Here is a 17183-nt window from a genome sequence, read left to right as displayed (position 1 = left end):
GAGAATCAAAGGAGTCGGCTGCTCGTTACGAGATAGCAGCTATGCTACAGTTGTGCGGGTCACAACGACACCGCGCTCTCGCTCCGAAAATCGAAGAAAACGCTCGCTCCCGTCGGTCGCTCACCCTCTCGAAAAAATCTGGACCAAAAAGCCGCTCGCTCCCGTCGGTCGCTCGCGGGCGCAACGCGCCCGTTCGCTACTCCGTGGTTCTCACGTCGTTCGAACCACGCACTTACTGAAACTCTTCCGTAAGCGCGGGAACGACGTCGAACAGGTCGTCCGTAATCGCGTAGTCCGCGATGTCCATGATCGGCGCGTTCGGGTCCGTGTTGATCGCGACGATCGTATCGGAGCCTTTCATCCCGGCGACGTGCTGGACCGCACCGGAGATACCGATCGCGATGTAGACGTCGGGCGTGACGACCTTCCCGGACTGGCCGACCTGCCGGTTCTTCGGCAGCCAGCCGTTGTCGACGATCGGCCGCGAGGCCGACATCGTCGCATCCAGCGCGTCGGCGAGTTCCTCGATGATCTCTAAGTTCTCCTCTTCCTCGATACCGCGGCCAACCGAGACGAGCACGTCGGCCTCGCTGATGTCGACGTCGCCGCCGCCGACCTCCTCGAAGCCGTTGACCGTCGACCCGAGCGCGTCTTCGTCGATGTCGGCATCGAACGCCTCGATCGTCGCACCGCCGTTGCCGTCGGCCGCAGGCCACTCGGCACCGCGGATCGTGACGACCACGTCACCCTCGAGTTCGGTCGTCGTCTCGACCTTGCCGCCGTACATCTCGCGGGTGGCGACCAGCGTGTCGCCGTCGGTCTCGAGGTCGACCGTGTCGGTGACGATCGACAGACCGAGTTCGTTCGCGACAGCGGGCGCGTAGTCGAGGCCGTTGACGCTGTTGGGCGTCAGCACGTACTGTGGGGCGAGTTCGTCGTACAGCTGGGTGACCGACTGGGTGTAGACACCGTGGTTGAACTCCTCGCCGTAGTCGACGGTGTGAACGACGTCGACGCCCTCGCGGTCGAGCTTCTCGGCGAACTCGTCGACGGTGCCGCTGATGACCGCCAGGTGGAGGTCGCCGCCGGTCTCGTCCGCGAGCTGTCGGCCGGCGGTGACGATCTCGTAGCTGACGTCACGCAGTTCGCCGCGACGGTGGTCCGCGACTGCGAGGACGTCCGTCATGGTGCCACCCCCTTCTCGCGGAGCAGTTCACCGAGCTCTCCGGCGGTCTCCTCGGCACTCCCTTCCCAGACGGTGACGTCGGTTTCGCTCTCGGGTTCGTACATGTCGGTCAGTTCGAGGTCGGAGTCGGCGACGCTCTCGTCGACGCCGATGTCGGCGAGGGACTGAACGTCCAGTTCCTTGCGCTGGGCCTGACGGATACCGCGCAGGCTAGCGTACCGTGGTTCGTTGATCCCGGTCTGGATCGTCAGCACGGCCGGCAGTTCGACGTCGGTCAGCTCCTCGACGCCACCCTCGAGTTCACGACGGACAGACGCGATGCCGTCCTCGAGGTCGTGCTCGAGGTGGTTGACGACGGCAGCCCACTCGAAACCGAGTTCCTCGGCGACGGAGACGCCGGTCGCACCGAATGCGTCGTCGCCGGCCTGGACGCCGGTCAGTACGAGGTCGGGGTCTTCCTCTTCGACGACGGCGGTGAGGATGTCCGTCTTGGCCTCGACGTCGAGCAGGTCGGCACCCTCGAGCGTGTCGTCCCAGATGCGGACGGCACGATCCGCGCCTTTCGCGAGCGCCTGTCGGATGGTCTGTTCGCAGTCTTCGGGACCGATCGTGACCGTGACGACTTCGTCGGCGATGCCAGCCTCCTGGAGTTGGACGGCCTCTTCGACGGCGTAGTCGTCCCACTCGTTGAGGTCGGCACCGAGGTACTGATCCGCGATCTCAGTACCCTCGATCTCGAACTCGTCTTCGACGGTCGCGACTTCTTTGACCGTAACGAGGATTTTCATCGTCTACAAGTCGGATGTCCCTCCCGTAAACGTTTTCGAAACATTCATTCGCGGAGTCGTCGTTCATTTATCGTTTTTGGCGCCGATTGCCGATATCGTCGTCTCCGTGCCCGCGAGACGGAAACGGTTTAACGACGCCGACGGTACTACGGACCATGGCAGACTGTCCACTCGCCGACGATTGTCCGAGTTTTTCCGAACGAATCTCGGGAATGGGGTGTCAACATTACGGTGATCGGGGTGGCAAAGAGTGGTGTAACCACTACAGCCAGCCGATCGAGGATCTGAAGACCCAGCCCGTCAAGTCCGGCGAGGAACTCGTCGTCGACGTCGTCGACATGCACGAAAGCGGTGCCGGCGTCGGCCGCACCGAGGACGGTTTCATCGTCATGGTCGACGGCGTCCTGCCGGAGGCCCGCGCTCGAGTCGAAATCTCTCGAGTCCACAGTAATCACGCCCGCGCGGAGAAACTCGAGTTGCTCCCGATGGAGGAAGACGATGACAGCGAGGAGGACAGCGACGAACCGGCAGTCGACAGCGAGGACGACGAAGACGAAGATGAAGGCGGTTCCACCAGCCGACGTGAACGACTCGGCAGCCGCGACAACTTCTGGGGCTCGTAAGAGCGCAGTGGACAGTCACAGTCTCGAGACCCGTTTCGCTGATCGATCCGTCTCCGGAACGTATTTCTTTATCTACGGACAAGTCGACAGACAACCATGTCCCGTTCGCTTTCCGACGCAGTCGCTTCGGTCGGTGCGGTGTTTCGCAACCGACCGAGCGACTTCCTCCCGGTGTATCTGCTCGGGGCTGCTACCCCCGCCATCGCCCGCGTCGTTCCGTTTCTGGCCGCTGTCGTCAGCTATCTATACCTCTTGACGACCGGCCGACTCGACGCCGCACTCGACCAGCTCGCCGCGATCGACACCTCGCCACCGGATCCCGAGGCCGAGCCGGAAGCCTTCGAAGCGTGGGCCGAGGGGCTCGTTCCCGTCATGGAGCAACTGATGACACCGGCGGTGGCCGCACTCTTTCTCGTGTCGCTGGCCGGAATGATTCTCATTCTCATCGTCCTGTCACCGATCGTCTCGGCCGCCCAGCTATCGGCCAGTTACGGCCGGCTGCGTGACGAACGCGGACTCGTCGCCGGTATCGCCGGCGTACGCCGGTACTCCCTGCGGTTTCTCGCGCTGTATCTCCTCGAGGTCATCCTGTGGCTGATCATCGGCGCCGGCTTCGTCGCAGTCATGATGGCCATCGTCGGTGGGTTTGCCGTCGCTGGCGTCCCGATACTCGGCGTACTCGTCGCACTGCTGGCCTCGTTCGTGGCTATCGCGGCGTTCGCCGTCGTTCGGGCAGTGTTTGCGTTCGCACCGGTCGCCGTCGTCGTCGACGACGCAGGCGTCTTCGGGTCGTTATCGGCGACCGGCTCGTTCGTTCGCTCTCGTCCGGTCGGCGCACTGTTTTACTACGCGATTTCGGTCGGCTCGATAGTCTCGCTCGTGTTTGTCTCGGGCATTCTCGCGTTTATCGAGGCTGCCGCAGCCGTCTCGCTTCTCACAGTGTTCCTCCTGTGGCCCGCACTCGACCTGCTGAAGACGGCGATCTACTGTGACTATCGCGGTCGGCTGACGCCGCCGCCGTCGCCCGAACGCTCCGTCCGGACGCAGTTCCGCGACGGAGTCGAACGAGGATGGAGCGAGATGACCTCGTTCGTCCGGGCAACGCCGATCACCCACGCTGTCGTCGTCGCGCTCGCAGTCGTCAGCTTCTGGGCCGGCTGGCGGGCTGCAGATCCCTACACTGGCATCGGCGCGCTCGAGGCCTCGATCGGTGCCCGTCTCGAGGGACACATCCCGCCGGCGGCCGCGCTCGAGTTCTTCGGAAACAACTGGATGGTAGCGATAATGACGGCGTTCTCGGGGCTCGCCCTCGTCGTTCCAGCCATCATCTCGTTGCTGTTCAACGGGGTATTCATGGGCGTTCTCTCTCGATTCGAGGTCGAGCCGATGGAACTGCTGGCGTTCGTGATCCCCCACGGCATCTTCGAGATTCCGGCGATTCTGATCGCGAGCGCGCTCGGCATCTCGCTCGGTGTCACCTTCTGGCGAGCGGCCCGCGGGAAGATCAGCCGCGTGGCCTTCGCAGACGAACTCGAGCGGGCGTTCTGGGTACTGGTCGGGGTCGGTATCCTGCTCGCAATCGCTGCGTTCGTGGAAGGGTTCGTGAGTCCGTACTATTACCAGCCGTTCTTCTAGAGCGGCCGTCGCCGCTTTTTCGGGCCGGCCACCGTCTCTGCGTGCGAACAGACCGAATCAATAAAGGCCGGCGGGTCCGTCGTGGGTGACATGACGACGAGGCTCGGAACGGCGAGCGCGGGCCCCGGTGAGGTCGATACGGGTCGACTCGAGGTCGGTGAGACCAGGGACGGCAGTCCGTTCGGCCTCCCCGTCGCCGTCGTAAACGGCGAACGACCGGGCAAGACGCTCTACATGCAGGCAGCGAGCGACGGCGACGAACTGAACGGCGTCGGCGTGCTCCAGCGCGTGGTTCCACAGCTCGATCCCACCGAGATCGCTGGCACGATCCTGATCGTCGGGATCGTCAACTACCACGCGTTCCAGGTCGCCGAACACCGGAACCCGATCGACGACACGAAGATGAACCGGGCCTACCCCGGTTCGGAGAACGGCACCTCGAGCGAGCGCATCGCCGCCGCAACCTTCGACGTGGCGAAGCGTGCGGACCTGATCCTCGATCTCCACCAGGGATCGACCAGCCGGATGATCGACGAGGTCCGGGTTCGCTGTGGCCAGCGGCACAGACTCCACGACGAGTGTCTCGAACTCGCGAAGGCCTTTGGCTGTGGCTACGTTCTGGACCAGAAAGGACCGGACGGCCAGCTCGCCCGCGCTGCCCCCGACGAAGGCATCCCGACCGTCGATCCCGAACTCGGCGGCTGCGTCGGCTGGGACGAGGAAAGCATCCGAAAGGGCGTCGAGGGCGTCCTGAACGTCCTCACCTACTACGGCTTCCTCGACGGATCGATCGACCTCGAGAGCCAGACCCGTGCGAGCGGGTTCGAACAGTACGGCGCGCCCTGTGGCGGCCTCGTCAGCCTGCAGAAAGAACTCGGCGACGAGGTGGCACGCGGCGACACCCTCTACGAGGTGACGACGCCCTTTGGCGAACCGAAAGAGACCGTCACGGCCGACAGCGACGGTATCCTCTGGCGGACCCGACGCCTGCCACAGGTCGCTACCGGCGAGTACGTCTGCTCGGTCGGCACCGACGTCGACACCTACTGATGGCGTCCGATCTCGTCTGTCCCGACTGCGGGACCGCGTACGACGCCGGCCCGTCGGAGCCGTGGCGCTGTGGCTGTGGCCGCGCCCTCGAGTTCGTCGATCAGCCGCTTCCGACGGGCGATCCATTGCCGCTCTCGCAACTGGACACCAGCGACGGGCTCTGGACGTTCTTCGAGTTTCTGCCGATCGAGAAGCACGTCACCTTCCACGAGGGCTTTACGCCGCTCGTGGACGCTCCCGACTGGGACGCCCAGTTCAAACTCGAGTACGTCTTCCCCACTGGTTCGTTCAAGGACCGAGGTGCGACGACGACGCTCTCGCGGGCGGTCGAACTCGGCGTCGAGAAGGTCATCGAGGACTCCTCGGGCAACGCCGGCGCTGCTATCGCGACCTACGCCGCTCGAGCGGGGATCGAGGCGGACATCTACGTTCCGGCGGACGTCAAACAGTCGAAACTGATGACGATCCAGCGGGCCGACGCGCGTCCGATCCGGATCGAAGGTTCCCGGCAGGACGTCACCGACGCCTGCATCGAGGCCGTCGAAGGCGAGACCGACTCGAGCGACGGCGCACCCCACCAGACTGGCGAGGGCTGGTACGCCAGTCACGCCTGGAATCCGGCGTTCTACGCGGGGACGATGACGTTCGCCTTCGAGGTCGCCGCCCAGCGTGGGTGGACTGCACCGGACGCCATCGTGCTCCCGCTCGGCCACGGCACGCTCTTTCTGGGCACGTACCTCGGATTCAGTCGACTGCACGAGGCCGGCATCGTCGACGACCTGCCGCGACTGCTCGGCGCGCAGGCGGGCGGCTACGCACCGATCGTCGAGACGCTCGGCGGTAACGGCGGCCCCGAGGGAACCGACGTCGCCGACGGGATCCAGATCACCGAACCCGCCCGCCGGGACGACATCCTCGCAGCGATCGACGAAACTGACGGCGACGCCATCGCGCTCGACGACGACGAAATCGAGGCCACGCTCGATCGCCTCCACCGCAACGGCTTCTACGTCGAACCGACGAGCGCGGTCGCTCCCGCGGCGCTGGAGCGGTACCGCGAGACCGGGGTGCTCACAGCAGACGACGACGTCGTCGTTCCACTGACCGGCAGCGGACTGAAAACCCTTTGAACCCCCCACCCCGATAGGCGGGTAGATGGTCAGCCGTCCAGCCGACTACTGTCCTCACTGCGGTACGGCCCTCGAGCGGATCACGTTCGACGGCCGCAACCGCAGCCACTGTCCCACCTGCGAGCGCGTCGTCTGGCACAACCCAGTTCCCTGTGCCGGCGTCGCCGTCGTCGACCGCTCCCAACCCGAACCAGCCGTCCTCTGTGTCGAACGCGCCGTCCCGCCCGGCGTCGGCGAGTGGACGATCCCCGGCGGCCACCTGGAGGTCGGCGAAAAACCCGAGGTCGGAGCCGCACGCGAACTCGAGGAGGAGACCGGCGTCTCGGTCGATCCCGACGCGCTCGAGATTCTGGACGCGACCGCATTACCGCCGCGGAACGGCAAGCACGTCACGATGGTGTACTACGTCGCCGATCGAGCGGACGCGACCGGCGAACCGATGGCCGGCAGCGACGCGGCCGACGCCCGGTTCTGGACGTCGAGCGAGTTCACCGACTCGAGCGAGGAGTTCCGGCCGGTCCACGAGGAGCGGTTCCGGGCCGCTATCGCGCATTTCGAGTGAGAGAGCGTCGCCACCGCTCGAGTCCCGGAGCGACGGTTTCCCACCCTGAAACTCCGCGGCAGGTTTACGTCAGCCGAAACGAACGGTGGGGTATGGAAATCGTCACGACCGAAACGATCCCGCACCGCGAAATCGACGAAGCCCTCGGCGTCGCCCGCGGCAACACCGTCGAAGCCCGCAACGTTGGCCGAGACATCACCCAGAGTCTGCGGAACATCACCGGCGGCGAACTGAAAGCCTACTCCGAACTGCTGACGAAAGCCCGCGACGAGGCCATTTCGCGGATGGAAGACGACGCCGAGCGGATGGGTGCAGACGCCGTCGTCAACGTTCGCCTCGAGACCTCGAAGGTCACCGAAGGTGGGTCGGAAGTGATCGCGTACGGGACGGCGGTCACGCTCGAATAATCTCGACAACGAAGGAGTGGCAGCTGTCCTAACGCCGAACAAAACCACCACGAAAGCCCCTGCCGGCTCCGGTCGAAGGTCTCGTTGCGCGCGCTCGCTTTGCTCGCGTGCTTACTCCGCCCGTCTTCCCGGAGCCGGCAGCCCCTTTCATTCCCACCCATATCGGCTGCTCGACTGGTCACAGTGGGGTGGGAATGAAAGGGGCTGGCTCGGTCGATCCCTCCCGGGCGACGTAAGGACCGCAGCGAAGCGAGGACCGCAACGAGTCCCGGAGGGTCGAGCGAGCCAGGGGCTTTCGTGGTGGTCGATCCGACTGTGAACAACCCAACGTAGCCCCAAACACGATCAACGACCAAACCCGACATTCCTTTACTCCCGCCCTGAATACGAGCGGGTATGTTCCTCTCCCTACGCGCGGAGGTCGAGGACGCCCTCGAGGGGGCGCTCTCCGAACTCGACTTCCCCACCGACGACCTCGGGATCGAAGAACCGCCGGACGACGTCGAGAGCGTGCTCGCCTCGAGCGTCGCGTTCCGACTCGCGAGCGAGGCGGGTGCGCCGCCGCCGCAGGTCGCGGGACAGGTCGCAGACGAGATCGACGTCGACGAATTGACCTACGTCTCCGAAGTCCAGACGCAGGGGCCGTACCTCAACTTCCTGCCGAGCGAGGCCTACTTCGGTGAGACGCTCGAGACCGCGACCGACGACGCCTACGGCGCGCTCGAGGACCGCGACACGTCGGTCGTCGTCGAACACACGAGCGCGAACCCGACGGGACCGGTTCACGTCGGCCGTGCGCGGAACCCGATCGTCGGCGACGCGGTCGCGAGCCTGCTCGACTACGCGGGGTACGACGTCGACCGCCACTACTACGTCAACGACGCCGGCCGGCAGATGGCCGTCTTCACGTGGGCCTACGAGACGTTCGACGAGGAGGATCTCGACTCGGAACCCGAGCGCGACCGCATCGAGTACGACCTGGTGCGGTACTACCGCAAGGGCAACGCCTTCCTCGAGGACGGTCCCGAGGACGAGGTCGCCGAGGCCGAAGCCGAGATCGAGGCGATCATGCAGGGGCTCGAGGAAGGCGACGAGGAGACCTACGAGCGCGTCAGCGAGGTCGTCGACCAGGTGCTGTCGGGCATGACGGAGTGTCTCGAGCGACTACCCGCGGCGTTCGACGAGTTCGTCAAGGAGACGCGGTTCATGCGAAACGGCGACACCGAAGACCTCGTCTCCCGCCTGAAGGAACTCGACGAAGCGGTCTACGAGGAAGACGCCTGGCAACTCGACCTCGAGGAGCACGGTATCGACAAGAAGATGGTGTTCCTGCGCTCGGACGACACCACTCTCTACACGACTCGCGACCTCGCCCACCACGAGTGGAAGTTCGAGAACTACGATCGCGCGGTGACCGTCCTCGGCGAGGACCACAAACTCCAGGCGAACCAGCTCCAGCAGACGCTCGACCTGCTGGGCAACGACGTCGACCAGCTAGAGAACGTCATCTTCTCGTGGGTCAACCTCCCCGGCGGCCTCGGGATGTCCACCCGCGAGGGCACCGGCGTCGACCTGGACGACCTATTAGATGAGGCGATCGACCGCGCCCGCGAGGAGGTCGAGGACCGCCTGGACGACCGCATCCGCGACGACGACTTAGACGACGAGGACGTCGAACGTATCGCCCACCAGGTCGGCATCGGCGCAGTCCGGTACGACATCGTCTCCAAACAGCCGACGAAGGCGATCACCTTCGAGTGGGATCAGGCGCTGGACTTCGAGGCGCAGTCCGCTCCCTACGTGCAGTACGTGCACGCGCGTTGCTGTGGCATCCTCGAGGAAGCCGGCTTCGAACCCAGAGAAATCGCTGCGGGTGACGTCGAGATTGCAGACGACCTCGACGCAGAACTACTCGAGACCGAGGCGGAACGCGACCTGCTCGAGACGATCGGCCGGTTCCCGGCAGCCGTCGACGAAGCAGCAGACGACCTCGAACCGCACCAGATCGCGACCTACACCCGCGAGTTCGCCGACCGGTTCAACGCCTTCTACCGGGAGTGTCCGGTGCTCGCCGACGACGTCGATCCGGAACTGCGCGAGGCCCGCCTCGCGCTCGTGGCGGCCTCGAAGTACACGGTCGCGAACGCGCTGTCGATTCTCGGCGTGGAAGCGCCGCGGTCGATGTAACCGAACGCAGCCGTTCAGTTCTCTCCGAGCGCGTCTTCGGCTCCACTGACGAACGAGCCGAGTACGTCCGCCGTTCCGTACTTGAACCGGTTTCTGAACCCGTTGCCGCTGACTGTAACGTCGTCGCGCCCGTAAGCGTCGCTGGCCTCCGCGACAGGATCGTCCGCGTTCCGGATCGTCTCGTAGGTGTCGGCCGAGACGACGACGTCGGCGTCGGCACCGTCCCGTTCGGTGATCGAGTAGTCGGCGATCGTTCCGGAGTCCTCGGTTTCGATCCAGTACACGGACAGATCCTCGCCGTCCTCCTGGACGCGGAAGTGGTACGTGTCGCCGGCGAAGAGGTCGAGCGCGGCATCAGGGACGTTCGCCCTGACGTCGTCGACGTTGTGGTTGTACAGCGTCACCATCTCCGGAAGGCCGAATAGCTCGCCCTCGCGAACCGTCTCGAGGTGGTCGGCGAGAAGGTCGTCGGCGGCCTCGAGGACGGTCAGGACGGCCTCGGCGTTGTCCCGGACCAGTTCGGCCCCTTCCTCGGCGTCTCCGACCCGCCACGAATCGTAGGCCGGCGGATGGACGTCACTCCAGGCGTCGATCCACTCGACAGCCGCGAGGGTGTCCCGTTCGGCCTCGAGCGCCTCGACGAGAGCGTGGCCACGCTCAGCCGACGGATCGTCGGCGAAGGCTTCGGCGGCGTCGGTCACGGCGTCGGCTCGGTCCGCCAGTTCCTCGAGTTCCCCGTGGGCTTCGTCCATCGCGTGCCCGCCGTTCCCCCGGCCAGGCGAGTCGTCGAACTCCTCGAGCAATCCCTGATCGGCGACGTCGGCGAACTCGCTCATCTCGATGATGTCGCCGTACCACTCGAGCGTCTCGAGGAGTTCGGCTGCTTCGCCGGCGATTCCTGGAAGCATCGAACTCGCCGACGGCGCGAGGCTTTCGACGAACTCCGCCTCGAAGTCCTCGCGCTCGGGTGGATCGAAGATCGGCCCCATCGTCTCGTATAACTCCCGCCGCTCGGAGGCGTATTTCGCGAGGTAGCGACCCTGTTCGGCCATGGCGTCGTCCATGAGGTCGTCTTCGGCCGCAGCGGTGGTGCCGGACCCCACTACAGCCGCCCCCACGCAGGCTGCGAGAAACGTCCGTCTGGAAGTTGCTGTCACGACAACTAGTCTCGGCTAACGAAATATAAAATATTTGTCCCGTAGTCGGCTCGGTGTGCCAAATACGGGCATCCGGCAGGATCGTGACCGAAGACGGCGTGCAACGTGAGACGTAACGTTCTCGACACACCGTGCTACCGGGGCGACACCGTACTCTTCGTATCCGCTTCGGTCGGGAAAACGGAGGCAGACGCCGTCGTCCGACAGCGTTCCGCGTCGGATCGAGCCGCAAGCCCTCGAGGCGTCGTCGAACGGAATCGAACGCGGTTACTCCTCTTTCGACTCCCGGACCTTCTTGGCGAGTTCCTCTTCGGAGAGTTCGCCCTCGAGGTAGTCGATGACCCACTCGACGTTGACGAATACGCCGAGTACGTGGCTGCCGTCGTACTCGAGCACCCACTCGACCTCGCGGATTTCGTCTTTGAAGTAGTCGGGGTCGGTGACCGCGTCCGCGATGTCGCGGGCGACCGTCTCGAGTTCCTTCGAGAGGACCTCTGGATCGGTGGTCTCGGTTCGGGTGAGGACGTAGAGTCGATCGTCGTCTCGATCGACGTCCATGACGGTCATCACGTCGCTGTCGGATTCGAGTGCGTCGTCGTCGAATCCAGGAACCCCGTCGTCGCCGTCGTCACCGTCGTCGTCATCGTCACCGTTGTCGTCGGTGACCGAGTCGTCGGTTCCGTCGTCGGGGTCTTCTTCGCCGGTTTCGGTACTTGAACAGCCCGCAAGGACGGTTGCGAGCGCGGCTCCACTGCCGAGGAGGATCTTACGTCGCTCCATGGTCGAGCGGTCGAGAGACGGAGGGATTAGTAATTAGCTCGTACTCTCTTGCAATCTGACCCGAACTTCGAAGACAGTTTGTTTAGAGGATAAATGGCCGATACAGGCCCTATAGTGCTATAATATCGGCGTTTCGGTTTCGTTCACAGATAGCTATCTGTTCCGTCCGAATACGGTCCAGAAACGTGGACTCTCCCGAACGATGGGTAGTCATCGCTTTCGATAGAAACGCAGTCTCGAGTGCCGAGACGGGGGATACAGGCGGCCCCTACCGGCGAGTTAGTGAGTACGTCCCGTGAAACGCTGGTCAGGTATCGGATTCGGCTTCCGTGATCGCGCTCGAGACCTCGTCCGGCGACGCCTCCCAGCCACCGTCGCCGTCGCCGTCGGCGTCACCCGGGTCGTCACCGTCATCGTCGTCTTCGGAATCGGGGTCGTCGATCGTGGTTTGTGCGACGTCGATTCCTGCAAGGTCGGCTGCAATCTCTCGATAGGCGGTCGCCGCGGGGCCGTCGGGGTTGTAGACCACCAGCGGCGTCCCGGCGTAGACGCTCCTGCGGGCGACCGGATCTTCCGGCACGGTGCCGATCAACGGAACCTCGAGTCGTGCAGCGATTTCGGTGTAGTCGATGCTGCTGTTGGGGTGGGTTCGGGTGAGGATGAGTCCCTCGACGGTACCGCCGGCGCGGTCGGTCAGTTTGACCGTCTTCTGGGAGTCCTGGATCGCGGCCGGTTCGGGCGTCGAGACGACGAGCACGCCGTCGGCGAGTCCGAGCGGGAGGACGGTCTCGTGGCTGATACCCGCACCGACGTCGAGGAAGACGTAGTCGTAGGTCTCTCGTAGTTCTTCGACGACGTCGCGAAGCCCCTCGGGGGAGGCTTTCGCGTAATCGTCTAAGCCGGTTCCGCTCGGGAGGGCGACGATGTTATCCGCTAGCCGGTAGGTGGCCTCGTCGATCGTTGCGTCGTCTGTCAACACGTCGTGTAAGGTCGTCGAATCGGGCGAGAGGCTCACGAACCCGGCGAGGTTCGCCATGCCGAGATCGACGTCGACGACGGCAACGCGCTCGTCCGCCTGAGCAAGCGCTGTACCGAGGTTTACCGTCGTCGTCGTCTTCCCGACACCGCCTTTCCCGCTCGCGATGGCGTACACCGTCTCTTGGGACATACTCGAGTACTGTCCGGACAGTGGAACGGCTAGACCTTAAATCGTCACCTCACGTCCGTCCCCGAATCATGGGAAAACAAGTCGGCGCTTCGGCCGGGAATCTCACACATTCGAGGGCGTGTCAAAGAATACTTACCCACAGCAGCGTTTTCTAGGGACAATGAGCCAGGAGGGCGAGCAGGAGCACTCAGACCGGAAGAAATACGAATTTCGGAAGGTCATCGAAGACCTCAAGAACTACGACGGCTCCGGAACGCAGCTCGTTTCGATCTACGTTCCCGAAGACCGACAGATCAGCGACGTCGTCCAGCACGTCACCCAGGAACACAGCGAAGCGGCTAACATCAAGTCCAAGCAGACCCGCACCGCAGTGCAGGACGCGCTGACGAGCATCAAGGACCGACTGCGCTACTACGACACGTACCCACCAGATAACGGAATGGTGCTGTTCTCGGGTGCCGTCGACTCCGGCGGCGGCCGGACCGAGATGGTCACCAAGGTACTCGAGAGCCCACCCCAGCCCGTCGAGTCGTTCCGCTATCACTGCGACTCGGATTTCCTCACCGAACCGCTCGAGGAGATGATGGCGGACAAGGGTCTCTACGGCCTGATCGTCCTCGACCGCCGCGAGGCCAACGTCGGCTGGCTGAAGGGCAAACGCGTCGAACCCGTCAAGTCCGCCTCCTCGCTGGTACCGGGCAAGCAGCGCAAAGGTGGCCAGTCCGCCCAGCGTTTCGCCCGCCTGCGACTCGAGGCGATCGACAACTTCTATCAGGAAGTCGCGGGGATGGCGAACGACCTGTTCGTCGCCAAGCGACACGAACTCGACGGGATCCTCGTCGGGGGCCCCTCGCCGACCAAAGACGAGTTCCTCGACGGTGACTACCTTCACCACGAGATTCAGGACAACGTGATCGGCAAGTTCGACGTCGCCTACACCGACGAGTCGGGGCTTTATGACCTCGTCGACAACGCCGAGGACGCGCTGGCCGACGCGGAGGTGATGAAGGACAAGAAGCAGATGGAGGAGTTCTTCGAGGAACTCAACGCGGGCGACCTCGCCACCTACGGGTTCGAACAGACTCGACAGAACCTGGTGATGGGGTCGGTCGACCGACTGCTGATCAGCGAGGATCTTCGGAAGGACGTCGTCACCTTCGACTGCGAGGAGTGTGGCAACACCGACTACGAGGTGATCGACCGGCGGAAGTCGACGCCCGGCCACACCTGCAGCGACTGTGGCAGCGACGTCGACGCGACAGAAGAAGACCGCGAGGACGCCATCGACCACCTCATCGAGATCGCCGAACAGCGCGGCACCGAGACGAAGTTCATCTCCACGGACTTCGAGAAGGGCGAACAGCTCTACAACGCCTTCGGCGGCTTCGCGGGCCTTCTACGGTACTCGACCGGCGTCTAATCACGGGCGCTCCTCCTGGCAGTCGTTTTACTTCTCGAGAAATTCGCGAAGAGACGCCATGACGTGGTCTCGAGCGGCCGATGAGAGGATGTGATTCTCTCCAGAAAGTACCTCGACTGTCGAGAGCGACTGAAGGCGGTCTCGAGCACGCGAAACGATCGCGTCGGGTGGGAAGAACGGGTCGTTTTCGGCGACGAACAGCGCAACTGGCGCGTCGAAGTCGGCCAGTTCGTTCGCGGTGGCTTCGGGGAACTCACGCTCGAGTTGCACGTGTCGCAGCGACGCGCCGACGGTGTCGCGAACGACGGGATCGCGCGTTGGTTCCGTGACGATCGATTGCAGAACGTACTCCAGCAGCCACTCGCTTCCGAGAAACCGATAGAGGACGGACGGGAGACCGACCCGCAGTAGGGAGGCGAGCGATCCCGTCCCGAATCCCGCGGGGACAACCAACGCGGCACGGTCGATGCGATCCGGTGCCATCGCCGCCGTCCGGAGGACGATACCGCTCCCGTACGACGTCCCGATCATCGGAACGCGTTGGAGTCCGAACGCCTCGAGGAGGTCGACGACCCACTCGCCGTAGCCGTCACCGTTCGGATCGATGCGGTTTTCCGCACTGTATCCCGGCTGGCCGACGGTATCCGGTGCGATCAGTCGATACTCGTCGGCCAGTCCGGTGTACCACGACAGCGTCATCGGGTTCGTCGCGTTGCCGCCGTGAAACAGGAGCAGCGGCTCTCCGTCTGCAGGCCCTGCCAGAAGAACGTGCGTCGTGCCGTGGCGCGTCTCGACCCGTCGCTTCCCGACGTCGACCTCGAGGTCTCGGAGAGCGTCAGTATAGGCTCGCTCGAGCACGCGTCGGCCAGTCGAAGAGCGGTAGATCGACACGAGTCGTTCGATAGCTCGGCTGAAGGGATGAATAACGTATCGAACGAGACTTCCGGCGATTCGAGTGGCGAGTCCGGGCTTTACACGATCGGTGTCGAACCCCACAGCTCAGAGAGTCCCCCGAAGGCGGACGACGTCGTCGGTGATCTCCTCGATACTGCCTTCGTCGAGGAGGTGAGCTTCCTCGGTGGCCTCTCCCCAGCCCAGTTTGGCCTTGATCGTGTCGGTGATCCCCGGATCGGGCTCGACGTAGGCGCGGTCGTCTTCGACAGCCACGATGCGACCGACTTCGGTCCCGTCGGTGTTCAGTACGCGTTTCCCTTCGTCGTCTTTCGTGAGCCTCTCCCGAGTCATGCATCGTCAGTCCCGTCGATCGGAACCGGGCTACGAGCAGCTAGGACTGCTGGAGAATAAACGACCGAAACCGTTGTACAGACCACTGGACCGTTACGGTGACCGAAACTGACGCCAGTTCGCTTATACCCCGTCACACGACCGTTCGGAAGCCTGTAACGTCGAGTAACGAACTTCTACCTGGCCACAACACAAGGGTTATACCGGTAGTCCCGTATTACCAGGCGATCAATGGACGGCTACGAGTTCCCTGACTCGATCGACGATCCCCGCGTCACCGAGCGGTTTTGCCGCCAGGTCTCCGGTGCGGACGGCGACGTCACCCTCCTCGGCGTCGTCCACGACCACCCGGCCAGCGTCGGCCGCGTCGAACGCGCCCTCGACGCCATCGACCCCGACACGCTCGCACTCGAGTTGCCCCCTGCAGCGGTCCCGCTGTACCGTGCTTACGCCCGCGATGGCGACGACCGACCCCGATTTGGCGGCGAGATGAGCGCCGCGATCCGGGCCGCACCCGAGTCGGAGGTCGTCGGTATCGACGCGCCGAACTGGTCGTTCCTCCGGCGGCTTCTGGCGCGACTGGTCGCCGACCGCGTTTCGCCGGCGATCGCTCGCCGCGTCGTCTCGAGTCTCAGTGGTGCGACCCGCGAGGCAGTGGCCTGTCGCGTTGCCGCGACCGTGACGAACGCGACCTCGATGACGGTCGCCTACGATCACGAGCCGATCGAGTACGACTGCAGCCACGACGATCCGCCGGAGCAACAGGCGGCCCACGAACGCTCACACGTCGCGGGCGTCAGGGCGCTGCTCGGGAGCGTCGAGGGCGGCGAGAGTGCGCTCGCTTACAGAGACGATACGCGAGAACAGTGTATGATCGATCGACTCGAGGAGTTACGACGGAGCGAGGGCGACGTCGTCGCCGTCGTCGGCGTCGATCACCTGGAGCGACTGGCCGACGAGCTATCGGCGTAGAAAGGAGAGACGTCCGAGCGCGGTTAACGCCAGTCCGACCTCGAGTCGGCTGCGGGCGGTTCGATCAGGATTTCTCCGTCGCTGTAGACCGTAACCTGATGGTCGGCGACGACGAACGAGACGTGACCACTGGAACGGGGCGTTCCGTCGTGGCGCGGGCGAAAGAGTTTGTCGAGAGCATCGGGATCGACGGCGTCGTACAGCGAGATTCGCCCGTCGGTCGGATCGACCCCCATACAGTCGGCCAACGCGTGGACGACCGTGGTGCTGAGCGTTGCTGGACCGTCCGGATCGTGAACCGCTCGGTAGACTGCGGATGGGCTCGAGTGCGACGACGGGGGTGTGCGTTCGTGCATGGCTATTCGTTCCCTCGACGGTCTGGAGGTGAAGACCAAAAGTGTATCCCTTCAGTACTGGGCGCTTTCTTCCGGTATCTCTCGATAGACTGTCGTTCTGGCGTGACGTTCAGAGACAAGTGACCTCCTCCTCGCCGTAAACGGAGAGGGATCGAAGATCCCTCAGGCAGTCGGGCTATGCCCGACGACGGCGAGGCTTCCCACGGCACCGCACCGCTGAGTTGGGATATTTGCTGGTTTACGACCCGTCGGCATGACGGGCCGATGGCGGGGCCACACCGCCGTTACTCCTATCCCGGCATGGGACTCGGAGTTATCTTGTTGGCCGAGACACCACAGCGGTTCGAGATGGGTGTCTCGAACGTATTGGGTCTCGGAGTCCCAATATTGTGCATTTAGGTGGCGGGGTGACCGCCTCGGTGTACGTCATACTACGACACGATGATCCTTAAATATCCGTATTGCTGCCGAACAGTGATTGTATCAGCGTTGTTGGATTCACGCCCGCCGTAAACGG

General features: G+C 64.0%; 17 protein-coding genes. 9 read left to right on the top strand and 8 right to left on the bottom strand.

Translation table 11 applies throughout. From position 1 onward, the window contains the following. Positions 1–232 precede the first annotated feature (232 nt). Positions 233–1186, bottom strand: a complete 954-nt coding sequence (locus tag BLR35_RS16135; RefSeq protein WP_090384243.1) for an electron transfer flavoprotein subunit alpha/FixB family protein — start codon at positions 1184–1186, stop codon at positions 233–235. After that, positions 1183–1974 carry an electron transfer flavoprotein subunit beta/FixA family protein gene (locus BLR35_RS16130; RefSeq protein WP_090384241.1) on the bottom strand — a complete coding sequence of 264 codons (792 nt, stop codon included), beginning with the start codon at positions 1972–1974 and terminating at the stop codon, positions 1183–1185. Before BLR35_RS16130 ends, BLR35_RS16135 begins: the two co-directional genes overlap by 4 nt. 155 nt (positions 1975–2129) lie before the next feature. Here BLR35_RS16130 and BLR35_RS16125 point away from each other — a divergent pair, with 155 nt between their 5' ends. The 7 genes from BLR35_RS16125 to argS all read left to right on the top strand — a co-directional run bounded on the left by BLR35_RS16125 (position 2130) and on the right by argS (position 9568). After that, a complete protein-coding gene (locus BLR35_RS16125; protein WP_090384239.1) occupies positions 2130–2597 on the top strand; it encodes a TRAM domain-containing protein in 468 nt (155 codons plus the stop codon). A gap of 96 nt (positions 2598–2693) precedes the next feature. Then, on the top strand, positions 2694–4232 hold the full coding sequence (locus BLR35_RS16120; RefSeq protein ID WP_090384236.1) for a stage II sporulation protein M: 1539 nt from the start codon (positions 2694–2696) through the stop codon (positions 4230–4232). Between the two features lie 90 nt (positions 4233–4322). Continuing rightward, complete coding sequence (locus BLR35_RS16115; protein ID WP_090384234.1) at positions 4323–5282, top strand: succinylglutamate desuccinylase/aspartoacylase family protein; 960 nt, start codon at positions 4323–4325, stop codon at positions 5280–5282. Next, a complete protein-coding gene (locus BLR35_RS16110; protein ID WP_090384231.1) occupies positions 5282–6412 on the top strand; it encodes a pyridoxal-phosphate dependent enzyme in 1131 nt (376 codons plus the stop codon). The genes BLR35_RS16115 and BLR35_RS16110 overlap by 1 nt, the downstream gene beginning before the upstream one ends. 25 nt (positions 6413–6437) lie before the next feature. Next, positions 6438–6974, top strand: coding sequence for an NUDIX domain-containing protein (locus tag BLR35_RS16105; protein WP_090384228.1), 537 nt, complete (start codon positions 6438–6440; stop codon positions 6972–6974). A gap of 92 nt (positions 6975–7066) precedes the next feature. Next, complete coding sequence (locus BLR35_RS16100) at positions 7067–7381, top strand: YbjQ family protein (RefSeq protein ID WP_090384224.1); 315 nt, start codon at positions 7067–7069, stop codon at positions 7379–7381. Between the two features lie 396 nt (positions 7382–7777). After that, positions 7778–9568 (top strand): arginine--tRNA ligase, encoded by a 1791-nt coding sequence (argS, locus tag BLR35_RS16095; protein WP_090384221.1) that lies wholly within the window; start codon positions 7778–7780, stop codon positions 9566–9568. A 14-nt stretch (positions 9569–9582) separates the two neighbouring features. Here the strand turns inward: argS and BLR35_RS16090 are convergent, their stop codons facing one another. From BLR35_RS16090 to minD, 3 genes are all read right to left on the bottom strand, one after another. Further along, positions 9583–10671: a hypothetical protein gene (locus BLR35_RS16090; protein WP_090384219.1), complete on the bottom strand. Its 1089-nt coding sequence runs from the start codon at positions 10669–10671 to the stop codon at positions 9583–9585. A gap of 321 nt (positions 10672–10992) precedes the next feature. After that, positions 10993–11505, bottom strand: coding sequence for a DUF8159 domain-containing protein (locus BLR35_RS16085; RefSeq protein ID WP_090384217.1), 513 nt, complete (start codon positions 11503–11505; stop codon positions 10993–10995). Positions 11506–11812: 307 nt separating this feature from the next. Continuing rightward, positions 11813–12673 carry a MinD/ParA family ATP-binding protein gene (gene minD, locus BLR35_RS16080; protein ID WP_090384214.1) on the bottom strand — a complete coding sequence of 287 codons (861 nt, stop codon included), beginning with the start codon at positions 12671–12673 and terminating at the stop codon, positions 11813–11815. A 160-nt stretch (positions 12674–12833) separates the two neighbouring features. Between minD and prf1 the strand changes: the two genes are divergently transcribed. Continuing rightward, entirely contained in the window at positions 12834–14093 is a 1260-nt protein-coding gene (gene prf1, locus BLR35_RS16075; RefSeq protein ID WP_090384212.1) for a peptide chain release factor aRF-1, read from the top strand. 27 nt (positions 14094–14120) lie between these two features. On the opposite strand, the gene BLR35_RS16070 is transcribed toward prf1, so the two are convergent. Together BLR35_RS16070 and BLR35_RS16065 are read right to left on the bottom strand one after the other, a co-directional pair. After that, entirely contained in the window at positions 14121–14984 is an 864-nt protein-coding gene (locus tag BLR35_RS16070; RefSeq protein ID WP_090384736.1) for an alpha/beta fold hydrolase, read from the bottom strand. 108 nt (positions 14985–15092) lie between these two features. Continuing rightward, a complete protein-coding gene (locus tag BLR35_RS16065) occupies positions 15093–15338 on the bottom strand; it encodes a hypothetical protein (protein ID WP_090384209.1) in 246 nt (81 codons plus the stop codon). 231 nt (positions 15339–15569) lie between these two features. On the opposite strand from BLR35_RS16065, the gene BLR35_RS16060 reads away from it, so the two are divergent. Then, positions 15570–16310, top strand: a complete 741-nt coding sequence (locus BLR35_RS16060; protein WP_090384208.1) for a TraB/GumN family protein — start codon at positions 15570–15572, stop codon at positions 16308–16310. A gap of 23 nt (positions 16311–16333) precedes the next feature. Here BLR35_RS16060 and BLR35_RS16055 read toward each other — a convergent pair whose 3' ends face one another. Further along, complete coding sequence (locus BLR35_RS16055; protein WP_090384206.1) at positions 16334–16666, bottom strand: HalOD1 output domain-containing protein; 333 nt, start codon at positions 16664–16666, stop codon at positions 16334–16336. Positions 16667–17183 lie beyond the last annotated feature (517 nt).

It is taken from the genome of Natronobacterium texcoconense, from assembly GCF_900104065.1.
Lineage (GTDB): Archaea > Halobacteriota > Halobacteria > Halobacteriales > Natrialbaceae > Natronobacterium > Natronobacterium texcoconense.
The sequence above is the reverse complement of the archived record's forward strand: the minus strand, read 5'-3'. Positions and strand labels throughout refer to the sequence as shown.